The organism is Rhodococcus sp. Chr-9, from assembly GCF_000801125.1.
In the GTDB taxonomy this organism is placed as follows: Bacteria; Actinomycetota; Actinomycetes; order Mycobacteriales; family Mycobacteriaceae; genus Rhodococcus; species Rhodococcus pyridinivorans.
In genome coordinates, this window is sequence record NZ_JTIZ01000076.1 from 104941 (window position 1) to 124924 (window position 19984).

17 protein-coding genes and 4 pseudogenes are annotated in these 19984 nt (G+C 68.0%); 6 read left to right on the forward strand and 15 right to left on the reverse strand.

All coding sequences use genetic code 11. The features are described 5' to 3' along the window. Window positions 1–121 precede the first annotated feature (121 nt). Window positions 122–868 (reverse strand): TetR/AcrR family transcriptional regulator, encoded by a 747-nt coding sequence (locus tag QR64_RS10475; RefSeq protein WP_039585154.1) that lies wholly within the window; start codon window positions 866–868, stop codon window positions 122–124. A gap of 73 nt (window positions 869–941) precedes the next feature. Between QR64_RS10475 and QR64_RS10480 the strand changes: the two genes are divergently transcribed. Then, window positions 942–1331, forward strand: a complete 390-nt coding sequence (locus tag QR64_RS10480) for a VOC family protein (RefSeq protein ID WP_006554455.1) — start codon at window positions 942–944, stop codon at window positions 1329–1331. Window positions 1332–1343: 12 nt separating this feature from the next. Here QR64_RS10480 and QR64_RS10485 read toward each other — a convergent pair whose 3' ends face one another. Both QR64_RS10485 and QR64_RS10490 read right to left on the reverse strand, forming a co-directional pair. Further along, entirely contained in the window at window positions 1344–1781 is a 438-nt protein-coding gene (locus tag QR64_RS10485; RefSeq protein ID WP_006554454.1) for a VOC family protein, read from the reverse strand. 1 nt (window position 1782) lies between these two features. Then, window positions 1783–2355: a DinB family protein gene (locus QR64_RS10490; RefSeq protein WP_039585155.1), complete on the reverse strand. Its 573-nt coding sequence runs from the start codon at window positions 2353–2355 to the stop codon at window positions 1783–1785. Window positions 2356–2416: 61 nt separating this feature from the next. On the opposite strand from QR64_RS10490, the gene QR64_RS10495 reads away from it, so the two are divergent. Together QR64_RS10495 and QR64_RS10500 are read left to right on the forward strand one after the other, a co-directional pair. Beyond that, entirely contained in the window at window positions 2417–3382 is a 966-nt protein-coding gene (locus tag QR64_RS10495) for a helix-turn-helix transcriptional regulator (protein ID WP_039585156.1), read from the forward strand. A gap of 40 nt (window positions 3383–3422) precedes the next feature. Next, window positions 3423–4388 (forward strand): endonuclease/exonuclease/phosphatase family protein, encoded by a 966-nt coding sequence (locus tag QR64_RS10500; RefSeq protein WP_039585157.1) that lies wholly within the window; start codon window positions 3423–3425, stop codon window positions 4386–4388. 68 nt (window positions 4389–4456) lie between these two features. Here QR64_RS10500 and QR64_RS28670 read toward each other — a convergent pair whose 3' ends face one another. From QR64_RS28670 to QR64_RS10520, 5 genes and pseudogenes are all read right to left on the reverse strand, one after another. After that, a complete protein-coding gene (locus QR64_RS28670; RefSeq protein ID WP_230810182.1) occupies window positions 4457–4735 on the reverse strand; it encodes a hypothetical protein in 279 nt (92 codons plus the stop codon). Further along, window positions 4665–5495 carry an alpha/beta hydrolase gene (locus QR64_RS10505; protein ID WP_255028964.1) on the reverse strand — a complete coding sequence of 277 codons (831 nt, stop codon included), beginning with the start codon at window positions 5493–5495 and terminating at the stop codon, window positions 4665–4667. Before QR64_RS10505 ends, QR64_RS28670 begins: the two co-directional genes overlap by 71 nt. Window positions 5496–5696: 201 nt before the next feature. After that, window positions 5697–6536: pseudogene (locus QR64_RS10510) on the reverse strand (thiolase family protein); the annotation flags it as partial. Window positions 6537–6573: 37 nt separating this feature from the next. Beyond that, window positions 6574–6778 (reverse strand): annotated as a pseudogene (locus QR64_RS10515) (Zn-ribbon domain-containing OB-fold protein); the annotation flags it as partial. Window positions 6779–6844: 66 nt separating this feature from the next. Then, window positions 6845–8497 carry an MBL fold metallo-hydrolase gene (locus QR64_RS10520; RefSeq protein WP_039585158.1) on the reverse strand — a complete coding sequence of 551 codons (1653 nt, stop codon included), beginning with the start codon at window positions 8495–8497 and terminating at the stop codon, window positions 6845–6847. A 167-nt stretch (window positions 8498–8664) separates the two neighbouring features. Here QR64_RS10520 and QR64_RS10525 point away from each other — a divergent pair, with 167 nt between their 5' ends. The 3 genes from QR64_RS10525 to QR64_RS10535 all read left to right on the forward strand — a co-directional run bounded on the left by QR64_RS10525 (window position 8665) and on the right by QR64_RS10535 (window position 11287). Next, window positions 8665–9792: an NDMA-dependent alcohol dehydrogenase gene (locus QR64_RS10525; protein ID WP_019289833.1), complete on the forward strand. Its 1128-nt coding sequence runs from the start codon at window positions 8665–8667 to the stop codon at window positions 9790–9792. A gap of 52 nt (window positions 9793–9844) precedes the next feature. Beyond that, entirely contained in the window at window positions 9845–10657 is an 813-nt protein-coding gene (locus QR64_RS10530; RefSeq protein ID WP_006554445.1) for a serine hydrolase domain-containing protein, read from the forward strand. 123 nt (window positions 10658–10780) lie between these two features. Then, the gene (locus QR64_RS10535) at window positions 10781–11287 is read left to right on the forward strand and encodes a DUF3145 domain-containing protein (RefSeq protein WP_006554444.1); all 507 of its coding nucleotides are present in this window, start codon (window positions 10781–10783) and stop codon (window positions 11285–11287) included. Window positions 11288–11399: 112 nt separating this feature from the next. On the opposite strand, the gene QR64_RS10540 is transcribed toward QR64_RS10535, so the two are convergent. The 7 genes and pseudogenes from QR64_RS10540 to aceE all read right to left on the reverse strand — a co-directional run. Then, window positions 11400–12833, reverse strand: coding sequence for an acyl-CoA carboxylase subunit beta (locus QR64_RS10540; protein WP_024101332.1), 1434 nt, complete (start codon window positions 12831–12833; stop codon window positions 11400–11402). A 91-nt stretch (window positions 12834–12924) separates the two neighbouring features. Beyond that, window positions 12925–14181 (reverse strand): KasA/KasB family beta-ketoacyl-ACP synthase, encoded by a 1257-nt coding sequence (locus QR64_RS10545; RefSeq protein ID WP_162836414.1) that lies wholly within the window; start codon window positions 14179–14181, stop codon window positions 12925–12927. Further along, window positions 14178–14456, reverse strand: coding sequence for a meromycolate extension acyl carrier protein AcpM (gene acpM, locus QR64_RS10550; protein ID WP_006554441.1), 279 nt, complete (start codon window positions 14454–14456; stop codon window positions 14178–14180). The genes QR64_RS10545 and acpM overlap by 4 nt, the downstream gene beginning before the upstream one ends. 120 nt (window positions 14457–14576) lie before the next feature. After that, complete coding sequence (locus QR64_RS10555; protein WP_039585238.1) at window positions 14577–15494, reverse strand: ACP S-malonyltransferase; 918 nt, start codon at window positions 15492–15494, stop codon at window positions 14577–14579. A gap of 128 nt (window positions 15495–15622) precedes the next feature. Then, complete coding sequence (locus QR64_RS10560; protein WP_006554439.1) at window positions 15623–16936, reverse strand: PucR family transcriptional regulator; 1314 nt, start codon at window positions 16934–16936, stop codon at window positions 15623–15625. 40 nt (window positions 16937–16976) lie between these two features. Continuing rightward, window positions 16977–17174: pseudogene (locus QR64_RS27750) on the reverse strand (2-oxo acid dehydrogenase); the annotation flags it as partial. A 1-nt stretch (window position 17175) separates the two neighbouring features. After that, window positions 17176–19818: pseudogene (gene aceE / locus QR64_RS10565) on the reverse strand (pyruvate dehydrogenase (acetyl-transferring), homodimeric type); the annotation flags it as partial. Between the last annotated feature and the right edge of the window lie 166 nt (window positions 19819–19984).

Sequence of the window (19984 nt, forward strand, 5' to 3'; positions counted from 1 at the left end):
TGTGCCGGGATCTGCGTACGCCGTGGCCGGCACTGCAAAGGCGATTGCGGCACAACCGAGCACGCCCGCGGCGAATCGCTTCATGAAATCCTCGAATCTCTCGTACGAACCTTCGGGGAAATCATTCCCCGGTGGGTCGCACCCCGCCATTCGAGACGAGCGGTTCGAGCCCGTCGAGGATGCGCTGCAGCCCGAACTCCCATGCGTGGTGCGGGCTGTAGGCGGCGTTCATCTCTGCTCCGGCGGCCGCTCCCACCCGCTGTGCGAGGGGATGGTCGTCACCGAGATAGTGCGCGAGTCGCTCGTTCCATCGCGCCCAGGCCTCGCCCATGTCGGCGGCGTGCGGATCAGGTCGTCGGGCTCGGGCCGCACCCCGCACGAAGTCCGCGACGAACGTGAGCGCGGCGTCGCGATCGAAGTCGCCGAGGGGCGTGCCGTCGAAGGCGTGGAGTTCGTGGTCGTACTTCGCGATCGTGCCGGGGCCGAGGGCCGTGCGCTGATCGTCGACGTCCAGCAGCCACCAGTGTGCGGCGTAGTGCTCGAGTTCGGATTCGGCGACCTGCCGTACCCGATCCCGCCACGACGGGGCCTCGTAGGGCGGCCGGGGTTGCCGGGCGTGGACCCGATCGACCATGAGGACGAGGAGGTCGTCGCGCGACCCGACATGGGTGTAGAGGGCCATGGCGGAGACGCCCAGATCGGTCGCGAGGCGACGGATCGTCACCGCGTCGAGGCCCACCGCGTCGGCGACGGTTACCGCAGCGTCCACCGCGGATGTGGTGGTGATCTTGGCTTTCGGCCCGCGGGAACCACCGGTCGGCGCGTCGGGATGCTCGCGCCACAGCAGGTCGATCAGATCGCGCGCCATAAATGCCTCCCGAAAACTCGCTCTCGGGAGTACTCTATACGCCGTACAAGGTTTCTGCTCTGGGGGAGGTCCTATGAAAATCAAGTCCACAGCACTGTCGCTCAACGTCGCCGACACTGCCGCATCGGCAGATTTCGCAATCCGGCACTTCGGTTTCACCGAGGAGATGTCGGCGGACGGATTCGTCTCGTTGACTCACCCGGACGCAGGATTCAACATCGTGTTCCTGCGTACCGGGCTGTCGACCTTCAAGCCGGAATCCGTCGCCGGCCCGGCCGGTCAGGGCATGCTCATCGCCTTCGTCGTCGACGACGTCGACACCGAGTTCGCGCGCATCGCGGAAGCCGGTGCGACGGTCGTGACCAAGCCGGAGACCGAGCCGTGGGGTGAACGGTACTGCCAGTTCGCCGATCCGAACGGGATCATCTGGCAACTCGTCCACTGGGTCTCGGAACCGGCCTGACCATGCGAAGTCTCAGTCGAGGCAGAATTCGTTGCCCTCGGGGTCGGCCATGACGATGTGGCCGGCCCCGAACGGCGGCGCCGGGTCGTGACGCTCCAGGCGCGTGGCCCCGCGTGCGACGAGCCGCTCGGCCTCGGCTTCCAGGGCGGCCATGCGCTCGGCGCCGTCGAGTCCGGGCGCGGCACGCACGTCCAGATGCATCCGGTTCTTGGCCTGCTTGCCCTCGGGCACCTTCTGGAAGAACAGTCGGGGCCCTGCCTCGTCCGGGTCGACGATGCCCGACGCGTCGTTGCGTCGTTCGAGTGGCACCCCCATCGCGTCGAGCGCGTCGTCCCACGACACGAAATTGCCGGGCGGCTTCTGGAGTTCGTAGCCGAGGGCGTCCGCCCAGAAGTCCGCGAGAGCCGCGGGATCGGCGCAGTCGAACGTGATCTGGATGTCGCGGGCCATGTCAGCTCGCCTCCTGTCGGGCGCGGGTACGGGTGTGCAGGTAGTGGTCCCTCAGAAGACAGACCTCGGACAGATGATGGATGAGTTCGCGGTGGATGTGCAGGACCAGCGTGCCCATCGGGTACTCGGCGTACGGTCCTTCGGCTTCACCGCACGGTCGGGCGAGTCCGTCTTCCCCGAGGGACTCGACGCCCGCAATCCACGTGGCGAGTTCGGCATCGAGCTGGGCGAGGGCCTCGTCCGCGGTCGCTGCGTACTCGAACGACATGTAGTCGGTGGCCGTGCGTCCGAAATGGCTCGCGTTGCGCATCGCCAGCACGCCGACGATCACATGCCCGAGCCGCCACGCAATCGTCGTGAAGGGTGGCGGATCCGGTTCGGGGAACGCGAAATCGATGGTCATCGCCCCGGCGCCTCCCAGTAGGGGAGCGGTGCCCGTCCCGCGCGGCCGAACACTCCAGCAGTCGGGTGCGGGCTCGAAGAAGTATTCGTCGTCGGTGAGGCCGTCGAGGCGGCGGCGAACCGGATAGTCGAGTTGCTGTCGCAGTAGGTGATTCCAGTCGAGTTCTGTCATGGCTCCAGGTTGACGCATATTCCGGACAGTTTCGGTCCGTGATCCGTGCGACTATCGTCGTGTGACCGTCGAGTCGACCACCGAACGGGTTCTGAGGGTGCTTGCGCTGTTGCAGAGTCGCCCCTCGTGGACCGCTGACGAACTGGCTGCGGAACTCGGCGTGACCGATCGCTCGGTGCGCCGCGACGTCGATCGGCTGCGCGCCCTCGGCTATCCCGTCCGCGCGACCCCCGGTGTCGGCGGTGGTTATCAACTCGGTGCCGGCACGAGACTGCCGCCGCTGCTCCTGCACGACGACGAAGCGATCGCCACGGCGGTGTCGCTGCGACTGGCGTCGGGCAGCACCATCGCCGGTGCCGCCGAGGCGGCCCTGCGTGCACTGGCCAAGCTCGACCAGGTGATGCCGCCGCGTCTGCGCGAGGAGGTGCGGGCGATCTACGGCGCCACCGAGACCGTCGTCGGCGCGGGCACCGAGATCGACGCCGACACGCTGCTGGCGTTGGCCCGCGCGTGCCGCGACGCGACCCGTGTGCGGTTCCGGTACACCACCCGGCAGGAGGCGGACGACGAGCGCACCGTCGAACCGGTGCGGATGGTCGCTGCCGGACAGCGCTGGTACCTCATGGCATGGGACGTCGATCGCGACGACTGGCGCACCTTCCGGCTCGACCGGATGCGCGACGTGTCCCTCACGACCTGGCGGTTCCGGCCGCGGCAGCATCCCGATCCGGTGTCGTACGTCCAGCGGTCCGTGACGGAGTCGCCCTACCGGTACATCGCGCGGATCCGCCTGCGGGCGGACGCCGGCCAGGTGCGCGACATGGTGCCGCCGCAGGTCGGGCGGGTCGAGGACGACGAGGACGGGTGGTGCGTGCTCGTCGTCGGCGCGGACGACCCGGACTGGGTCGTGATGCACGTCGCGCGAATGGGTTTCGAGGCGGTCGTCCTCGAGCCACCGGAACTTCGGGCGGCCGCGGACCGGCTCGCGACGCACCTCGCCGCGATCGCCTCCCGCTCCGATCGGTGACGGGTCCTCGCGCACGCGACCTGCGGCATGGTTGTGTGGCGTGGTGACGGCGAAGTGGCTCCGGCTCGGATCGGACGTTCTCGGGTGGACGGCAACCGCGACAGGCGCGGTCGGTCTCGCGCTCCACTTCGGTAGGTGGTCGGCCCAATCCTTGGTGCTCGCAGCGTCCGGCGCGTCGTATCTGATGGCCGGTGCGGTGATCGGGCTGATCGCCTTTGCCGTCCGTCGACGCCTATTCGGGGCCCTCGTTGCGGGTGCGATTGCTGCGACTGCGGTCTGGACCCAGGCGCCTCTCCACGTCGCGACGGCTGCGGCCGGTGCGGGTCCCGATATCACCGTGATGCACGCGAACATTCTGTTCGACAGGGGTGCCGATCCCGAGGTCGTCGTGTCCCGGGTCCGGGACCGCGACGTCGACCTGCTCACGGTGAACGAACTCACCTCTGCGGGGGTCGATGGACTCACCCGTGCCGGTCTCGACGAGCTGTTACCCCATCGGTATCTCGTCCCCGGAGAGTTGGCGTCGGGAACGGGGATCTGGAGCCGATTTCCGCTGTCGGACACCGTCGAACACGACGGATTCGTCTTCCGTCAACTCTCTGCGCTCGCGGACGTACCGGGAGCGGGACCGGTCGCGGTCCACGCGTTCCACCCGGTCCCACCGGTGTTCGACGCGCAGGACTGGGCTGCCGAACTGTCACGGTTGCAGAACATCCTCGATCGATCTCCGGCCGACGTCCCCGCAGTCGTGGGTGGCGATTTCAACGCCACCTACGACCATGCGCAGTTCCGCGCGTTGCTCTCGGGGCGTTTCGCCGATGCCGCGGAGCAGGCGGGAGCGGGGGCGGTGCGTACCTATCCGACCGACAAACCCGGCCCGCCGCTGGTGGCGATCGATCACATCCTCGTCGGGAACGGGACGGCCGTCGCGTTCGACTCCGACGACCTTCCCAGGGCGGATCACCGTTCGGTGGTCGCCCGGATCCGGTTGGACCCCGGCGAGTGACGCCTCGGGATCAGGCCCCCCGCGAGCGAAGCCTCGCGATCAGGCCCCCCGCGAGCGAAGCCTCGCGATCAGGCCTCAGCGCCCATCGACTCGGCGAGGATCGGCCACGCCTTGCGCGGGTCGTCCTCCCAGTAACCCCACGAATGCGTTCCGTCGGCATCGAGTTCGGCCGTGACCGGGATGTCGAGCGCTTCGAGCCGGTCCACCAGCTGGTGCGTGCAGGCATTCGTGGCGGCCTCGATCGCTCCGCCTGCGACGATCTGCGTGGCGAACGATTCACCCGCCGCGCGTTCCTGACCGGGGACGTCGTACGTGCCGGGCAGACCGTTGCGGCTCGACAGGTACAAGGCCTTGCCGCGCAAGCCTTCCGCATTGAGGTAGACGTCGTGCTCGGCCCAGCGCGGACCCGTCGGCCGGACCCCACATGCTCTCGACGTCGCCCTTGCCGCGGCGCTCGACGACGAGCCTCACGTACAGCTGACCGACCGGATCACTGGTGCGCACGCATCCGCTGAGGGATGCGACGCCGGAGTACAGGTCGCCGCTCCGGATCGCGAGGTCCAGCGCGGAGCCGGCACTCATGGACATCCCGATGATCGACTGCTTGCCGTCGGTGTCGAGCAGTTCGTCGACGACGGGCGGCAGTTCCTCGAGGAGGAAGGTCTGCCACTGGTTGCGACCGAGAACCGGATCGTCGAGATCCCAGTCGGTGAAGTAGCTGAAGTTGCCGGTGGCGGGGATGACCACGTTGACATTCTTGTCCGAGAAGAACTCGGCGATGTCGCTGCTCTCCATCCACCCGGTGCCGTCGATCACACCGACACCCGCGCCGCCGAGGGCGTAGACGACCGGCCGCGGCTCGCTCGGATCGGCCGGACGCAGGACGTCCAGGGGGATCACGGTATCCACGGCCGGGGAATAGACGCGGACCGTCCAGTGCTGGTCGGTCACCTCGTCGACGCCCTCGACGTAGGCGGTGGCGGGCTCGGCGTCGGGTTGCTCGGGATCGGCGTGCGCGGTGGCGGTGCCGAACACGAGCGACGAGAGGCCTGCGAGACCGACCGCAAGGCTGCGGAAGCCACGACGGGACACGACGGATCGACGCACGGATGAACGCCTCGACTCGAAGTGATGCCGAGAGTCGTCCCCCGCGTTCGACCCGCTGAGCTGGACAGTACCTTCCTCCGGTTGCGAAAAGTGCCTCGGGGTGCTGTGATTCCGGCCTCGCGGTGTCCCTGGGACGAGTTCGGCCACCGCACTCGGGATCTCTTGCGGCGAGCGAACTTTCGTGCGGTTACGTGGTGCTCGGAGTGACAGGATCGATGCGGCTGCGGTGCCGGGGCACCGTGGACTTGGGCGAGGCCCACCTTCGGCTCGCCCGGAATCTGCCGCTCGCCGGCCGGACCGCGCAGCTGCAACACCAGTTCGTGGACCTGGCGGATGCCGGAGACGTCGACGGGTTCACCGTTGACGATGAGACCACCCGTCGGTGTTCGCAGGGAGGGATCCGCCGATCGCGGTGGCTCCCTCGACGCCCTCGGGGCCGATGCCGACGCCCTCGGGGCTGGTGCCGACGCCCTCGAAGGCGGCCTTGGCTGCGTAGACGGTGGGGGAGACGTCCTCCTCGACCGACGCCCACGTCACACGGACCTCGTACGCGCCGTAGGTGCGCGTGCGAATCGCGTTGGAGCGCAGGTAGACCGGCGTTTCGGTAGTGTGCTTCGACACCAGATCGCCGCGGCACATGATCACCGCTGCGGCAGCCTCGTCCGGCGCGCAGAACATCTTCGCCGTGAACGGGTAGTTGAGCATCGGCGACGACAGAATGTCGTCGATGTTGAACTCCGTGCGGCGGAAGGCATTCGGGTTGAGGCCGCCGTTGCGGTAATTCTTCGCCGCGACCCGTGCGAGCGTCTTGTGCGAGATGTTGTGGTCGATGGCGTAGCGGTTCGCCTTCATGCCGAAGAACTTGGTGGTGACGAACTGTCCGTTCTCGGCGTACCAGGCGGGCAGACCGAGCATGGCGGGATCGGCGGTGAAGCGGACGTCGCGCACGTGTTGAACACGTTGGTGAAGGGAATGCCGGTTGGCGCCGAATCTACCGAACGGGTGAAGGCCCACCCCGATGATGGCAACGTCGTTCACGATGTCGGGAACTCCTCGATGGGATGTGTGCGGATCAGATCGGCACGAAGCCCTGCGTGGTCCATGCCACGAGCGTGCCGCGACGCGGCAGCAGCAGCTCCGAGAAGTTCGCCCCGCTGCACCGGGGGGCAACGCGGCTGGGTGGGCCATGTGGTCGCGGAACAGTCGTCGCAGCGGCTGCCGATGAGCTGCGGGTTCTCTGCCGGCCACGTGGATACGTCGGGCGCGAGCGCCTTCGTCGTCATGGTTCGTCCTCCGTTGTCCGATGCCGATGCGGCGGCCCTCGCCGCGGTCGAACATGAGGATCACGCTCAGAAACGGCGCCTCCGGCGGGGCGGAGGCTTGCGCCGGCCCGGCCTCGAGTGGCGCCGGTGCTCCTCCGGGGTCTGGGCACCCGTGCGGTATTCGTCGAGCACCTTCCGCATCGCAGCGATCGCGCGCTCCCGGGTGCGCGGGTCGTCGATCTCGAGCAGCTGGTCGCGCAGACCGGTAGCGAACTCGGCGTACTCGTTCTGCCAGTCGCGGCCGACGTGCACCGGCGCCGGGGGTGCGACCGTGGCGATGTGCTCGGGCGGACCGCCCGCCACGAGCCGGTATCGGGCGCCGATCTCCGGGACGACCACGTTCAGTCCGGCATCGAGGTCGTGCAGCGCCGCCGTGAAGGCGGCGAGCGCATCGGGTTCTCCGTGGTCGAGGAAGACTGCACCGGAGATCGGCGCGCGTTGCCCGACCCATTGCACCAACTCGCCGCGATCGGCGTGCGCGGAGTAGCTGTCGATCCGCCGGATCCGTGCCCGGACATCGATGTCCTCACCCGAGATCCGGACCTTCGAGGCACCCTCGAGGATCACCCTGCCGAGCGTGCCTTGCGCCTGATAGCCGACGAAGAGCACCGTCGAGTCGGGGCGGGCGAGGTTGTTCCGCAGGTGGTGCCGAACCCGTCCCGCCTCGCACATCCCGGAGGCCGCGATGATGATCGCGCGATCGTAGCTGTCGATCCGCATCGATTCCTCGGCCTCGGTGGTGTACCGGATGCCCGGATGGCGGAAGACGTTCCGGCCGTCGAGATCCTCGAGTTCTCCGGCATGTGCGGCGAAGACGTCGGTCGCGCGGATCGCCAGCGGGGAGTCGACGAAGACCGGCACCCCCGGAATACGCTCGTCATCGAGCAGATATCCGATGTCGAGCAACAACTCCTGGGTGCGTTCGAGCGCGAACGACGGCACGATCAGGTTGCCGCCCCGCCCGAGTGCCTCGTTCACCTCCCGGGCGAGGAGGTCGCGGCGCTCGGCGATCGTGAGTCGAGGGCGTGAGCGGTCCCCGTAGGTGGATTCGCAGACGACGTAGTCGAGTCCGGTCGGACCTTCCGGATCGGCGTGGAAGGCCTTCTGTTCCGGCCCCAGATCCCCCGAGAACAACATCCGCACACCGCCGGCCTCGATCTCCGCCGAGGCCGATCCCAGGATGTGTCCGGCATTCCACAGGCGGACCCGGAAACCGGGCGCCGGTTCGAACCACTCCTCGAGCGGTATCGGCCGGGCGCGCGAGGCGGCGAGCCGGGCGTCCTCCTCGATGTAGATCGGGTGGAATTCGGCGCGGTTCGCGCGGTCGCGTCGCCGATTGCGGCGCTGGGCCTCGACCTCCTGGATGCGAGCCGAGTCGGCAAGCATGAACGAGAGCAATTCCGCTGTGGGGGCCGTGCAGAAGATCGGGCCGTCGAAGCCGCGGGCGACGAGCTTGGGGAGCAGGCCGCAATGGTCGATGTGGGCGTGGGTGAGGATCACGGCGTCGACCGACTCCGGGGGGAACGGGAACTCTGCGACGTTCAGGTTCTCGAGGCTGCGGGAGCCCTGGAACAGTCCGCAGTCGATCAGGATCCGTGCGTCGCCGAGTTCGACCGTCGCGCACGAACCGGTGACGGTTCTCGCCGCCCCGTGGAAAGTGAGTTCCGGATTGTCGGACACGGCATCTCCTCGGACGCTCGGGCGGTGGTGACCCGCGGGACTGCCTCTCACCGTATCGAGCGCGGGTGTCCCACCGGGCCGGGAAAGCATGTAGAACCTGTTCCAATTCTGTGCGATTGTGGCTATCGTCACGTGCACAACCGGCAATGCGATGGAAGGCGAGCCAGATGAAGACCAAGGGTGCAGTGCTGTGGGGCATCGACGAACCGTGGTCCGTCGAGGAGATCGACCTCGGCGATCCCGTCGCGGGCGAAGTGCAGATCCGCATGGAAGCCGCCGGCATGTGCCATTCCGACCATCACATCGTCACGGGCGCAACCCCGATGCCGTCCTTCCCCGCCATGGGTGGTCACGAGGGCTCGGGCGTGATCACCAAGGTCGGTGAGGGTGTGGTGGGTCTCGAGGTGGGCGACCACGTCGTGCTGTCCTTCATCCCTGCGTGCGGACGGTGTCCGTCCTGTTCCTCGGGGCACTCGAATCTGTGCGACCTCGGGGCGGGACTGCTCGGCGGCCAGGCGATCTCCGACGGCACCTACCGCATTCAGGCCCGCGGCGAGAACGTGATCGCGATGTGCCTCCTCGGCACCTTCTCGCCGTACATGACGGTCAACCAGAGCCAGGTCGTCAAGATCGACAAGGACGTACCCTTCGAGCTCGCGGCGCTGGTCGGCTGCGGCGTGCCCACCGGCTGGGGTTCGGCGACGAACATCGCCGAGGTCAAGGCCGGCGACTCGGTCGCCATCATCGGCGTCGGCGGTGTCGGCATGAGCGCTCTGCAGGGCGCCGTCGCCTCGGGTGCGCGCCACGTGTTCGCGATCGACCCGGAGCCGTGGAAGCGGGAGCAGGCGCTCAAGTTCGGTGCCACCCACACCTACGCCTCCATCGAGGAGGCCATCGTGCCCATCATGGAGATCACGTGGGGCCGCATGTGCCACTCGACGATCATCACCGTGGGCGAGATGAAGGGCGAGCTGGTCGATCCGGCACTGACACTCACGGCCAAGGGCGGCCGGTGCGTCGTCACGGCGATGGGCTACATGTCCGACATGGACGTCAAGCTCAACTCGTTCCTGCTCTCGATGCTGCAGAAGGACCTCAAGGGCAACATCTTCGGTGGCTGCAACGCGCGGGTGGACATCCCCAACCTGCTCGACCTGTACAAGTCCGGTCAACTGAACCTGGCCGACATGGTCACGCGTACCTACACCCTCGAGCAGATCAACGACGGATACCGGGACATGCTCGAGGGCAGGAACATCCGCGGCGTCATCCGCTACACCGAAGCCGACTGGTGACCGGTACCGACCGGTGACCCCGCGCCGCCGGGGCGTCTCGTAGGCTGATCGCGTGCACAGCCTCGATCTGCTCAGCGACTGGCCTGTCGACCGTTCCGCCGCCGCGGTGGTGACCCGCGACGGCGGAACGGTCGCGTCCAGGGGAGACCTCGACGAGGTCTTCCCACTCGCATCCGTGACGAAGCCGCTCGTGGCGTACGCCGCGCTGGTGGCCGTCGAGGAGGGCGCGATCGAGCTCGACCAGCCCGCGGGCCCCGCGGGGTCGACGGTGCGCCACCTGCTCGCCCACGCCTCCGGTCTGGCGTTCGGTGAGCGCACCGTGCAGACCGAACCCGAACGGAAGCGGATCTACTCGAGTGCGGGCTTCGAAGTGCTTGCCGAACTCGTCGAGACGGAAACCGGTATCGAGTTCCCGGAATACCTCCGGCAAGCGGTCTTCGAGCCGCTCGGCATGCCGTCCTCGTCCCTGCCGGGGCCGGCGGGTCACGGGGCGCAGTCGTCGGTCGCCGATCTCGCGTTGTTCGCGCGCGAGCTGCTCGACCCCGTGCTGGTCTCGCGCGAAACCCTCACCGAGGCGACCAGCGTGCAGTTTCCGGGTCTGAACGGACTCGTGCCCGGCTACGGGATGTTCAAGCCCAACGACTGGGGCCTCGGATTCGAGATCCGCGGTGAGAAGAATCCGCATTGGACCGCCACCGGTAATTCACCGCGTACTTTCGGTCATTTCGGTCAATCGGGCACATTCATTTGGGTAGATCCCGAAATTTCCGTCGCCGCTGTGGTACTTACTGATCGTGCGTTCGGAGACTGGGCCAAACCGCTCTGGCCTGCCCTCGGAGACGCGATCATCACCGAATTCACATGAACCTCTCTGGTTCGCTGGCGAAACACACGCCACACGGGCACACTTGTACGCAGCCTGCATGGAGAAGCCTTGGTCGACGAAGGTCGTTGGGGAAGACGTCCTGGTCGAACCGGAGGTGAATGTATGCGCGCATCCAACCAATTCGCGGATGCCACGGCGGGGGTGATCTATGTCCACTCCTCACCGGCGGCGGTGTGCCCGCACATCGAATGGGCACTGGCCGACATCCTCGACTGCCGGCCCGATCTCTCGTGGACGGGCCAGCCCGCCGCACCGGGGCTGCTGCGCACCTGCGTCGACTGGGTCGGGCCCGTGGGCACGGCCGCGCGACTGGCCGACGTGCTGCGGTCGTGGCCGATGCTCCGCTTCGAGATCACCGAGAATCCCAGCGAGGGCGTCGACGGCGAACGTTTCAGCTACGCCCCCCGACTGGGTCTGTGGCGCGGGTGCACCAGCGCCAACGGCGACATCGTCGTCGGAGAGATGCGTCTGCGCGCCATGCTGTCCTCCGCCGATGTCACGAGCGAACTGCACCGCGCCCTCGGAACGGCATGGGACGAAGAGCTCGAGCCGTACCGCAGCGGCGACGAAGGCGCTCAGGTGACGTGGCTCCGCCGGGACGTCGGCTGACCGCGGTCCGCCGCCCCGGCGACGCGACCGGAACGCACCCCACATCTTCCTGATACGAGAACACCGGCACCGCTCCGAGGAGCGGTGCCGGTGTTCTCGTGCTGTGTCCGGATCAGAGCGGAATATTCTTGTGCCGTCCGCGAACCGCGGGTGCGGCGGCGAGCGCGGCGGCCAGGGTGCTGCGCGTGGTGGCGGGATCGATCATCTCGTCGACCACACCGATGGCCATCGCACGACCGACGCCACCGGCGATCGCCTCGTGTTCGGCGGCGAGACGGTCGTGCAGCGCCTCACGCTCTTCCTCGGGAGCCGCGGCGAGGGCCTTCTTGTGGAGGATGCCCACAGCGGCCTTCGCGCCCATCACGGCCACCTCGGACTCCGGCCACGCGTAGACGGCGGTGGCCCCGAGCGCCCGGGAGTTCATCGCGATGTACGCGCCGCCGTAGATCTTGCGCGTCACCAGCGTGACACGGGGAACCTTCGCCTCGGCGAACGCGTGGAGCAGCTTGGCGCCGCGTCGCACGACACCCTCCCACTCCTGGCTCACACCGGGAAGGTAACCGGGAACGTCGACGATGACGACGAGCGGAACACCGAAGGCGTTGCACATCCGCACGAAACGCGCTGACTTCTCGGCGCTCTCGGAGTTGAGGCAGCCGCCGAGGCGCAGCGGGTTGTTGGCGATGACCCCGACCGTGCGGCCGCCGAGACGGCCGAAGCCGGTGACGATGCTGCGGGCCCAGCCGGCCTGCAGTTCCTCGAAGGAGGACTCGCCGTCGACGTTGTCGAGCAACTGGTGGACGATCGGCCGCACGTCGTATGCGCGTCGCGGCGAGGCGGGCATCAGCGCCCGCAGGTCGGTGTCGCCGAGTGTCGCTGCGACGACGTCGAATTCGCCCTGCTCGGCCAGCATCGACACCAGGCGGCGGGCCCGGTGCAGGGCGTCGGCCTCGTCGTGCGCGGCGATGTGCGCGACACCGGACTTCTTGGTGTGCGTGTCGGGGCCGCCGAGCGACTCCATGTCGACCTGCTCACCGGTGACGCTGCGGACCACGTCCGGTCCGGTGACGAAGACACGGCCCTCGGGGGCCATGATGACGATGTCGGTCAGGGCCGGGCCGTAGGCGGCACCGCCGGCCGCGAAGCCGAGAACGACGGAGATCTGGGGGATCAGACCGGACGCGCGGACCATGGCCTCGAAGACCAGGCCGACGGCGTGGAGGGCTTCGACGCCCTCGGCCAGACGCGCGCCACCGGAGTGGAAGATGCCGACCACGGGGATCTCGTGGTCGATGGCGTGGTCGATGGCGGAGACGATGTGCTTGCATCCCTCGACGCCCATGGCTCCGCCCATGACGGTGGCATCGGAGCAGTATGCGACGGTGCGGATGCCGTCGACCTCGCCGACGGCGGCGAGGACGCCCGACTTGTCGCGGGTGTGCAGCAGTTCCAGGCTGCCCGGGTCGAACAGTTTCTCGAGACGGGCCAACGGATCTCTCGGGTCCACCGTCGTCTCACGCGGGGTGGCTGGATCCAGGATGGTCATCGGGTGCTCCTCGGGCAGACGCGGTGGTGGTGGGCTGCGGTGGAGGCTCCGGGTGGAGCCTCCACCGCATGGGGCGCAGCGGCGTCGACGGTCAGGCGCGACCGAATGCGAGCGCCACGTTGTGCCCACCGAAACCGAACGAGTTGTTCAGCGCGAAATCGATCCGGCCGGAACGTGGTTCGCCCTTGACCACGTCGAGATCGATCTCTGGATCCTGGTTCTCGAGATTCAGCGTGGGCGGGATGACCCCGTCACGCAGAGCCAGGACCGTGAGTACTGCTTCGAGTGCACCCACCGCACCGATCGAATGACCGAGCGCGGACTTGGGGGCGTAGATCGCGGCGTGGTTGCCCACGGCCGCGTTGATGGCCTTGGCTTCGGCCACGTCGCCGATCGGGGTGGCCGTCGCGTGCGCGTTGACGTGCCCGATGTCGGCCTTGGTGAGCCCGGCGGTCTCGATCGCTCGCCGCATGGCCCGAGCCGCTCCCGTACCTTCCGGATCGGGGGCGACGATGTGGTAACCGTCGGAGGTGATGCCGGCGCCGAGGATACGAGCGTGGATGGTCGCTCCGCGTGCCTTGGCGTGCTCCTCGCTCTCGAGGACCATCAGTGCGCCGGCCTCGCCGAAGACGAAACCGTCGCGGTCCTTGTCGAACGGACGCGAGGCGCCCTTCGGGTCCTCGTTGCGGGTGCTCAGCGCCCGCATCATCGCGAAGCCCGCGGTGGCGACCGCGTCCAGCTGACCCTCGACACCACCGGTGACGACGATGTCGGCGTCGCCGAAGGCGATCATGCGGAACGCGTTGGCGATCGCCTCGGATCCGGACGAGCACGCCGAGACCGGGGTGATGACCCCTGCGCGAGCACCGAGTTCGAGCCCGACGGTGGCCGACGGTCCGTTCGGCATGATCATCTGCACCGCGAAGGGCGAGACCTTGCGGTAGCCGCCGGCACGGAGCTTGTCGACGGCGTCGATGAGCGACTCGCCGCCACCGAGGCCCGTACCGATGACCACACCGAGACGGTCCTGGTCGACCTCGGGGCTGCCGGCGTTCTGCCAGACGGTGCGCCCGAGGGTGAGCGCGAGGCGCTCGACGAAGCTCATGCGACGGAGTTCCACCCGGGACAGTCCCTCGTCGGGGCTGACCTTCAGGGTTCCGCCGATGCGCACCGGGAGGTCGAACTCGTCGACGAATCCGCCGTCGATGGTGCCGATCCCGCTCTCACCGGCCAGCAGTGCTTTCCAGGTGGCGTCCACGTCGCCGGCGATCGACGTCGTAGCCGCGAGGCTGGTGACGACGACGTTGCGGAGTGCCCGAGGAGAAGGGGAGGTCACAGCAGAACTCATTCGTTGTCGTTCGTGGCCTGAACGCCTGCGGCCTCGAGCTTCTGGATGTAGTTCACGGCGTCACCGACGGTGCGCAGACCGGCGAGATCCTCGTCAGGGATCTTCACGCCGTACTTGTCCTCGGTCTGGACGGCGATCTCGACCATGGACAGCGAGTCGATGTCGAGGTCGTCGACGAAGGACTTGTCGACGGTCACCTCGGAGGGCTCGATGCCGGTGACCTCTTCGATGATCTCCGCGAGACCGGCTATGATTTCTTCCTGGGTGGCGGCCACGATGTGGCTCCCTTCTCGATCTGTCGACTATGTCGTTCGAAACCGGCCGGATGTTTCCGGTCGGGGGTCCGGGGAGGTCCCGGTGAGGTGCCCGTGCTGTGCGACGGCGCGCGCAGCAACCTAACCGAGTTGAAGACTTTCGGCCAGAGCGGAGATCTCCGCGGGGGTCTTGAGGGCGACGGTGGGCGTGCCGCGCATCTCGCGCTTGGCGATGCCCACCAGCGTGCCGGCGGGGGGAAGCTCGACGATCCGGCTCACCTGCGCCGCGCGCAGGTAGGCGGTGCACAGGTCCCACCGGACGGGCCGGGTGACCTGAGCTGCGAGACGTTCGAGGGCGTCGGCTCCGGAGGTGACGGGCTTGCCGTCGTAGTTCGACAGCAGCGTGTGCGTCGGATCCGATGGTGTGATCTTCGCCGCGGCGGCAGCCACGGCGTCCTGGGCGGGTGCCATGAATCGGGTGTGGAAGGCACCGGCGACCGGCAGGGCGCGGACGCGGGCCTTCTCGGGCGGGTTCGCAGCGAGTTCCTCGAGCGCACTCAGGCGCCCGGCTGCGACGATCTGACCGGCCGCATTCATGTTTGCGGGGGCCAGATCCAACTCGGCGAGGCGCGCGAGCACCTCGTCCTCGCCGCCGCCGAGGACGGCGGACATTCCGGTGGGTTCGAGGGCGCAGGCGCGGGCCATCTCGGCTCCGCGGACGGCGGCGAGGGCGACGGCGTCGTCGGCGCTGATGACACCCGCGATGGCGGCCGCGGCGAGTTCGCCGACGGAGTGGCCGGCGACGATCGTGTCGGCGGGCACGAGGCCGCGACGGTCGAGATCCTCGAAGGCGAGCAGGGCGGAGGCCACCACGAGCGGCTGGGTCACTGCGGTGTCGGTGATCTCCTCGACGGTGGCAGTGGTACCGAGACGCGCGAGATCGAGTCCCGCCGTCTGCGACCACCGGTCGATCCGGTCGCGCGCTCCGGACTGCTCGAGCCACGGGGCGAGCATTCCGGGTGTCTGAGACCCCTGGCCGGGGGCAAGCAGCGAAATCACGATCACCAGGGAACACCGCGAACGGGTGCCTGCGAGATGTCGGTAGCGATGAAAGGTTGCCCCTCGATTTGTAGGGTTCCCACAAATCTGCACGTCGGTGCTCGCTATCGGCGGAAAGACCGGGAACGTTACGTGTCCGATTCGCGAATTGTGAATCGTGTGACAGGTGGTGCAGGCGATCTCAATTCGTTATGGCTTCGTGCCAGGCGGCCTACCGTGGCAGCGATTCGAAGCACGTACGCATCGCGAGGATTTGTGGGATCCCGACCCGTTACTTCTGTGATCCGCTTCAATCGATACCGCACGGTATTTGGATGAACAAACAGCTTCCGGGCGCAAGTCTCGACAGCGCCCCCACTGTCGAGGTATGCGTCCAGCGTGTCCGCGAGGGACGGCCCGGCGGCTGCGAGCGGGGCGACGACGAAGTCCTCGAGCGCGGCGATCGCGCCGGGATCACCGAGCAGCGCACGTTCGGGCAACAGCTCGGCGGCGTGCACCGGCCGGGGAGCCCCCGGCCACCCCACGACCGCCTCCATGCCGGCGAGCGCTTCGACGGCGGAGACGTGTGCGGTCGCCAGCGTCGGTGTCGTCGGACCGATCACCACCGGATCGTCGGAGAACGCGCGCATCAACTCGGAGCGGAAGTCCGCCGCGTCGACCGTCCCGTGCAGTTCACCGCTGACCACCATCACCAGGCGTTCGCCCTGCACCACCGCGAGAGCCGCGCGACCGTGCTCCTGGGCGACGGTGTGCACGGTGGTGATCACCGAGACGCCCTGGTCGGGCGGGGGAGTACCGACTATCACCGTCGCCGGGGCGGTCGCGTCCCAGTTGAGGGTCGCGGCCCGCGACTGCATGTCGGGCCCGGTGTCCCCACGCACCACGGCGTCGACGACGAGGGCCTCGAGCCGCGTGTCCCAGGCGCCCCGCGACTCGGCCGCCCCCGCGTACACCGCCGCGGCAGCGAAACCGAGCTCGCGCCCGTACCGCAGGATCGCCTCGGTGAGCGCCACGAGCTGTTCCTCGTTGCGGGCGAGGGCCGGCAGCCACTGCTCGAAGAACTCCATCGCCGCGCGGACCATGTCCACCGTCTGGCGCAGCGTCAGTCGCCGGGCGAGATCCTGCGGGATCATCTGGAAGGCGTCGAGGCTGAAGCGCAGGTCGCTGTCGGGATTGCGCACCCACTCGAGGAAGTCGACCACCGACGTCTGGATCACCAGCTGCACGGTCGACCGCTGCGACGCGTCGAGATCGGCGAAGAAGGGCAACTGCTCCTGCATGACGTGTACCGCTTCGGTGGACAGTCGCCCCGAGAACTGCTTGACCCGACGGAGCAGCGCGTCGGGCAGCGGTGCCCGCTCGGGACGGGACGGCGGTACCGGGCGTTCCCTGTGAACGCCCGGTACCTGCCCGGTCCGGCGGGGTTGCGGCTCGTCGACCATGGGACGAAAGTACCCGGCGCCCGCGACCCGGCCGGTCACNGACGCCCGGATCCGCCATCGAGACCGGGGCGGCCGTCACGTCGTCGATCTTGTAGGTGCGGGCCGCCTCGACGGCCTTCTCACGATCGATCGCGCCTTCGCGGCCGAGTGCCGAGAGCACCGCGACCACCGTGGACTCGGCGTCGATGTTGAACACGCGGCGGGCGGCGCCACGGGTGTCGGAGAAGCCGAAGCCGTCNGCCGAGCACCGTGTAGTCGCCCGGAACCCACTTGCGGATCTGATCGGGCACCGCGCGCATCCAGTCGGACACCGCGACGAACGGACCCGCCGCGTCGTTGAGCACCGACGCGACGTACGGCACCGAGGCTTCCTCACCGGGGTTCAGCAGCGCCTGGCGGTCGCACTCGACGCCGTCGCGGCGCAGCTCGCCCCACGAAGTGACGGACCAGACGTCCGCGGACACTCCCCATTCGTCGGCGAGCATCTTCTGCGCACGCAGCGCCTCGGGCATCATCACGCCCGAGACCAGGATCTGCGCCTTCGGACCCGACTCTGGTCCCCGCTTGTACAGGTAGATGCCCTTGAGAAGGCCCTCGACGTCGAGATCCTCCGGCTCCGCCGGCTGCGAGTACGGCTCGTTGTAGATGGTGATGTAGTAGAAGACGTCCTCACCGCCGAAGCCGTCGACACCCTCCGTGCCGCCGTACATCCGCCGCAGACCGTCGCGGAAGATGTGGGCGATCTCGTAGGAGAACGCCGGGTCGTAGGTGACCGCGGCCGGGTTGGTCGACGCGAGCAGCAGCGAGTGCCCGTCGGCGTGCTGCAGGCCCTCACCGGTCAGCGTGGTGCGACCGGCCGTCGCGCCGAGGGCGAACCCGCGTGCCATCTGGTCGGCCGCCGCCCACAGGCCGTCGCCCGTGCGCTGGAAACCGAACATCGAGTAGAAGATGTACACGGGGATCATCGGCTCGCCCTGCGTTGCGTAGGACGTCCCGACCGCCGTGAACGACGCCGTCGAACCGGCCTCGTTGATGCCCTCGTGCAGGATCTGCCCGACTTCGCTCTCCTTGTAGGCAAGCATCAGATCGGCGTCGACCGAGGTGTACAGCTGACCGTTGCGGTTGTAGATCTTCAGCGACGGGAACCACGAGTCCATACCGAAGGTGCGGGCCTCGTCCGGGATGATCGGCACGATGCGCTTGCCGATCTCCTTGTCGCGCAACAGTTCCTTGAGCACACGGACCGTCGCCATGGTGGTGGCGACCTCCTGCTTGCCCGAACCCTTGCGGACGACGTCGTAAGTCTTCTCCGCGGGCAGCGCCAACGGCTTCGCGGTGGTGCGGCGCTCCGGAAGGAAACCGCCGAGGGCCCGGCGACGCTCGAGCATGTACTGGATCTCGGGCGACTCGAAGCCGGGGTGGTAGTACGGCGGCATCTTCGGATCCTTCTCGAGCTCTTCGTCCGAGATCGGGATCCGCTGGATGTCGCGGAAGTACTTGAGGTCCTCGAGGGTGAGCTTCTTCATCTGGTGGGTCGCGTTGCGGCCCTCGAAGTGCTTACCGAGCGTGTAGCCCTTGATGGTGTGCGCGAGGATCACCGTCGGCTGACCCTTGTGCTCCATCGCCGCCTTGTAGGCCGCGTAGATCTTGCGGTAGTCGTGGCCACCGCGCTTGAGGTTCCAGATCTGCTGGTCGGACAGGTCCTTGACCAGTTCCTTCGTCCGCGGGTCGCGGCCGAAGAAGTGCTCGCGCACGAACGCGCCGTCGTTGGCCTTGTAGGTCTGGTAGTCGCCGTCGGGGGTGGCGTTCATGAGATTGACCAGTGCGCCGTCCTTGTCGGCGTGCAGCAGGGCGTCCCATTCGCGGCCCCACACGACCTTGATGACGTTCCAGCCGGAGCCGCGGAAGAACGACTCCAGCTCCTGGATGATCTTGCCGTTGCCGCGCACCGGGCCGTCGAGACGCTGCAGGTTGCAGTTGACGACGAAGGTCAGGTTGTCGAGACCCTCGGTGGCCGCGACGTGCGCCAGACCGCGCGACTCCGGCTCGTCCATCTCGCCGTCGCCGAGGAACGCCCAGACGTGCTGATCGGAGGTGTCCTTGATGCCCCGGTCGTGCAGGTAGTGATTGAACCGTGCCTGGTAGATCGCGTTCATCGGGCCCAGGCCCATGGACACGGTCGGGAACTCCCAGAAGGTCGGGAGCAGGCGCGGGTGCGGGTACGAGGGCAGGCCGCCGCCGAGCGAGGCGTGGCTGTGCTCCTGACGGAAGCCGTCGAGCTGCTCCGTGCCGATGCGGCCCTCGAGGAAGGCTCGGGCGTAGATACCGGGGGAGGCGTGGCCCTGGATGAAGACCTGGTCGCCGCCGCCGGGATGGTCCTTGCCGCGGAAGAAGTGGTTGAAGCCGACCTCGTACAGGGCGGCGGACGACGCGTAGGTGGAGATGTGACCACCGACGCCGACACCCGGGCGCTGCGCGCGGGTGACCATGATCGCCGCGTTCCACCGGATGTACGCGCGGAAGCGACGCTCGACCTCCTCGTCACCGGGGAACCACGGTTCGCTCTCGGTGGGGATGGTGTTGACGTAGTCGGTGGAGGTCAGGGCGGGAAGGGAGACCTTGCGCTCGTTGGCACGCTCGAGCATGCGCAGCAGCAGGTAGCGCGCGCGGGTGGGGCCCGCGGCCTCGAGCATCCCGTCGAACGACTCGAGCCACTCTTCGGTCTCCGCCGGATCGATGTCCGGCAGATAGGAGGCCACACCCTCGCGGATCACCCGGACACGGTTGTCCTTGGTCGATGCCGGCTTGGCCGAGGAATCCGGTCCCGACGCGCCCGGTGCGGCGCCTTCTCGGGAGTCGGATCCGTGGATCAGGTCTGTCAACGTCTGCTCCTCATCGTGGTGGGCGCGTAGGTGGAGCGCCCTCTCCGTCGGCCGGCTCTTGTGGGAGCCGACGCAATCGACATCTGAACATGATGCACCCCTCATCTTCCCCCATCCGCGACGAAGGATCACGCCGTGGCCCGGCCAACAGGACGGAACGGACACC

Coding starts and splice junctions, on each gene's coding strand:
- QR64_RS10535 (WP_006554444.1), top strand. CDS start 10,781: ATGCGCGCATCCAACCAATTCGCGGATGCCACGGCGGGGGTGATCTAT.
- QR64_RS10545 (WP_162836414.1), bottom strand. CDS start 14,181: ATGAGTTCTGCTGTGACCTCCCCTTCTCCTCGGGCACTCCGCAACGTC.
- QR64_RS10475 (WP_039585154.1), bottom strand. CDS start 868: ATGGCGCGCGATCTGATCGACCTGCTGTGGCGCGAGCATCCCGACGCG.
- QR64_RS10560 (WP_006554439.1), bottom strand. CDS start 16,936: ATGGTCGACGAGCCGCAACCCCGCCGGACCGGGCAGGTACCGGGCGTT.
- QR64_RS10485 (WP_006554454.1), bottom strand. CDS start 1,781: ATGGCCCGCGACATCCAGATCACGTTCGACTGCGCCGATCCCGCGGCT.
- QR64_RS10525 (WP_019289833.1), top strand. CDS start 8,665: ATGAAGACCAAGGGTGCAGTGCTGTGGGGCATCGACGAACCGTGGTCC.
- QR64_RS10540 (WP_024101332.1), bottom strand. CDS start 12,833: ATGACCATCCTGGATCCAGCCACCCCGCGTGAGACGACGGTGGACCCG.
- QR64_RS10480 (WP_006554455.1), top strand. CDS start 942: ATGAAAATCAAGTCCACAGCACTGTCGCTCAACGTCGCCGACACTGCC.
- QR64_RS10490 (WP_039585155.1), bottom strand. CDS start 2,355: ATGACAGAACTCGACTGGAATCACCTACTGCGACAGCAACTCGACTAT.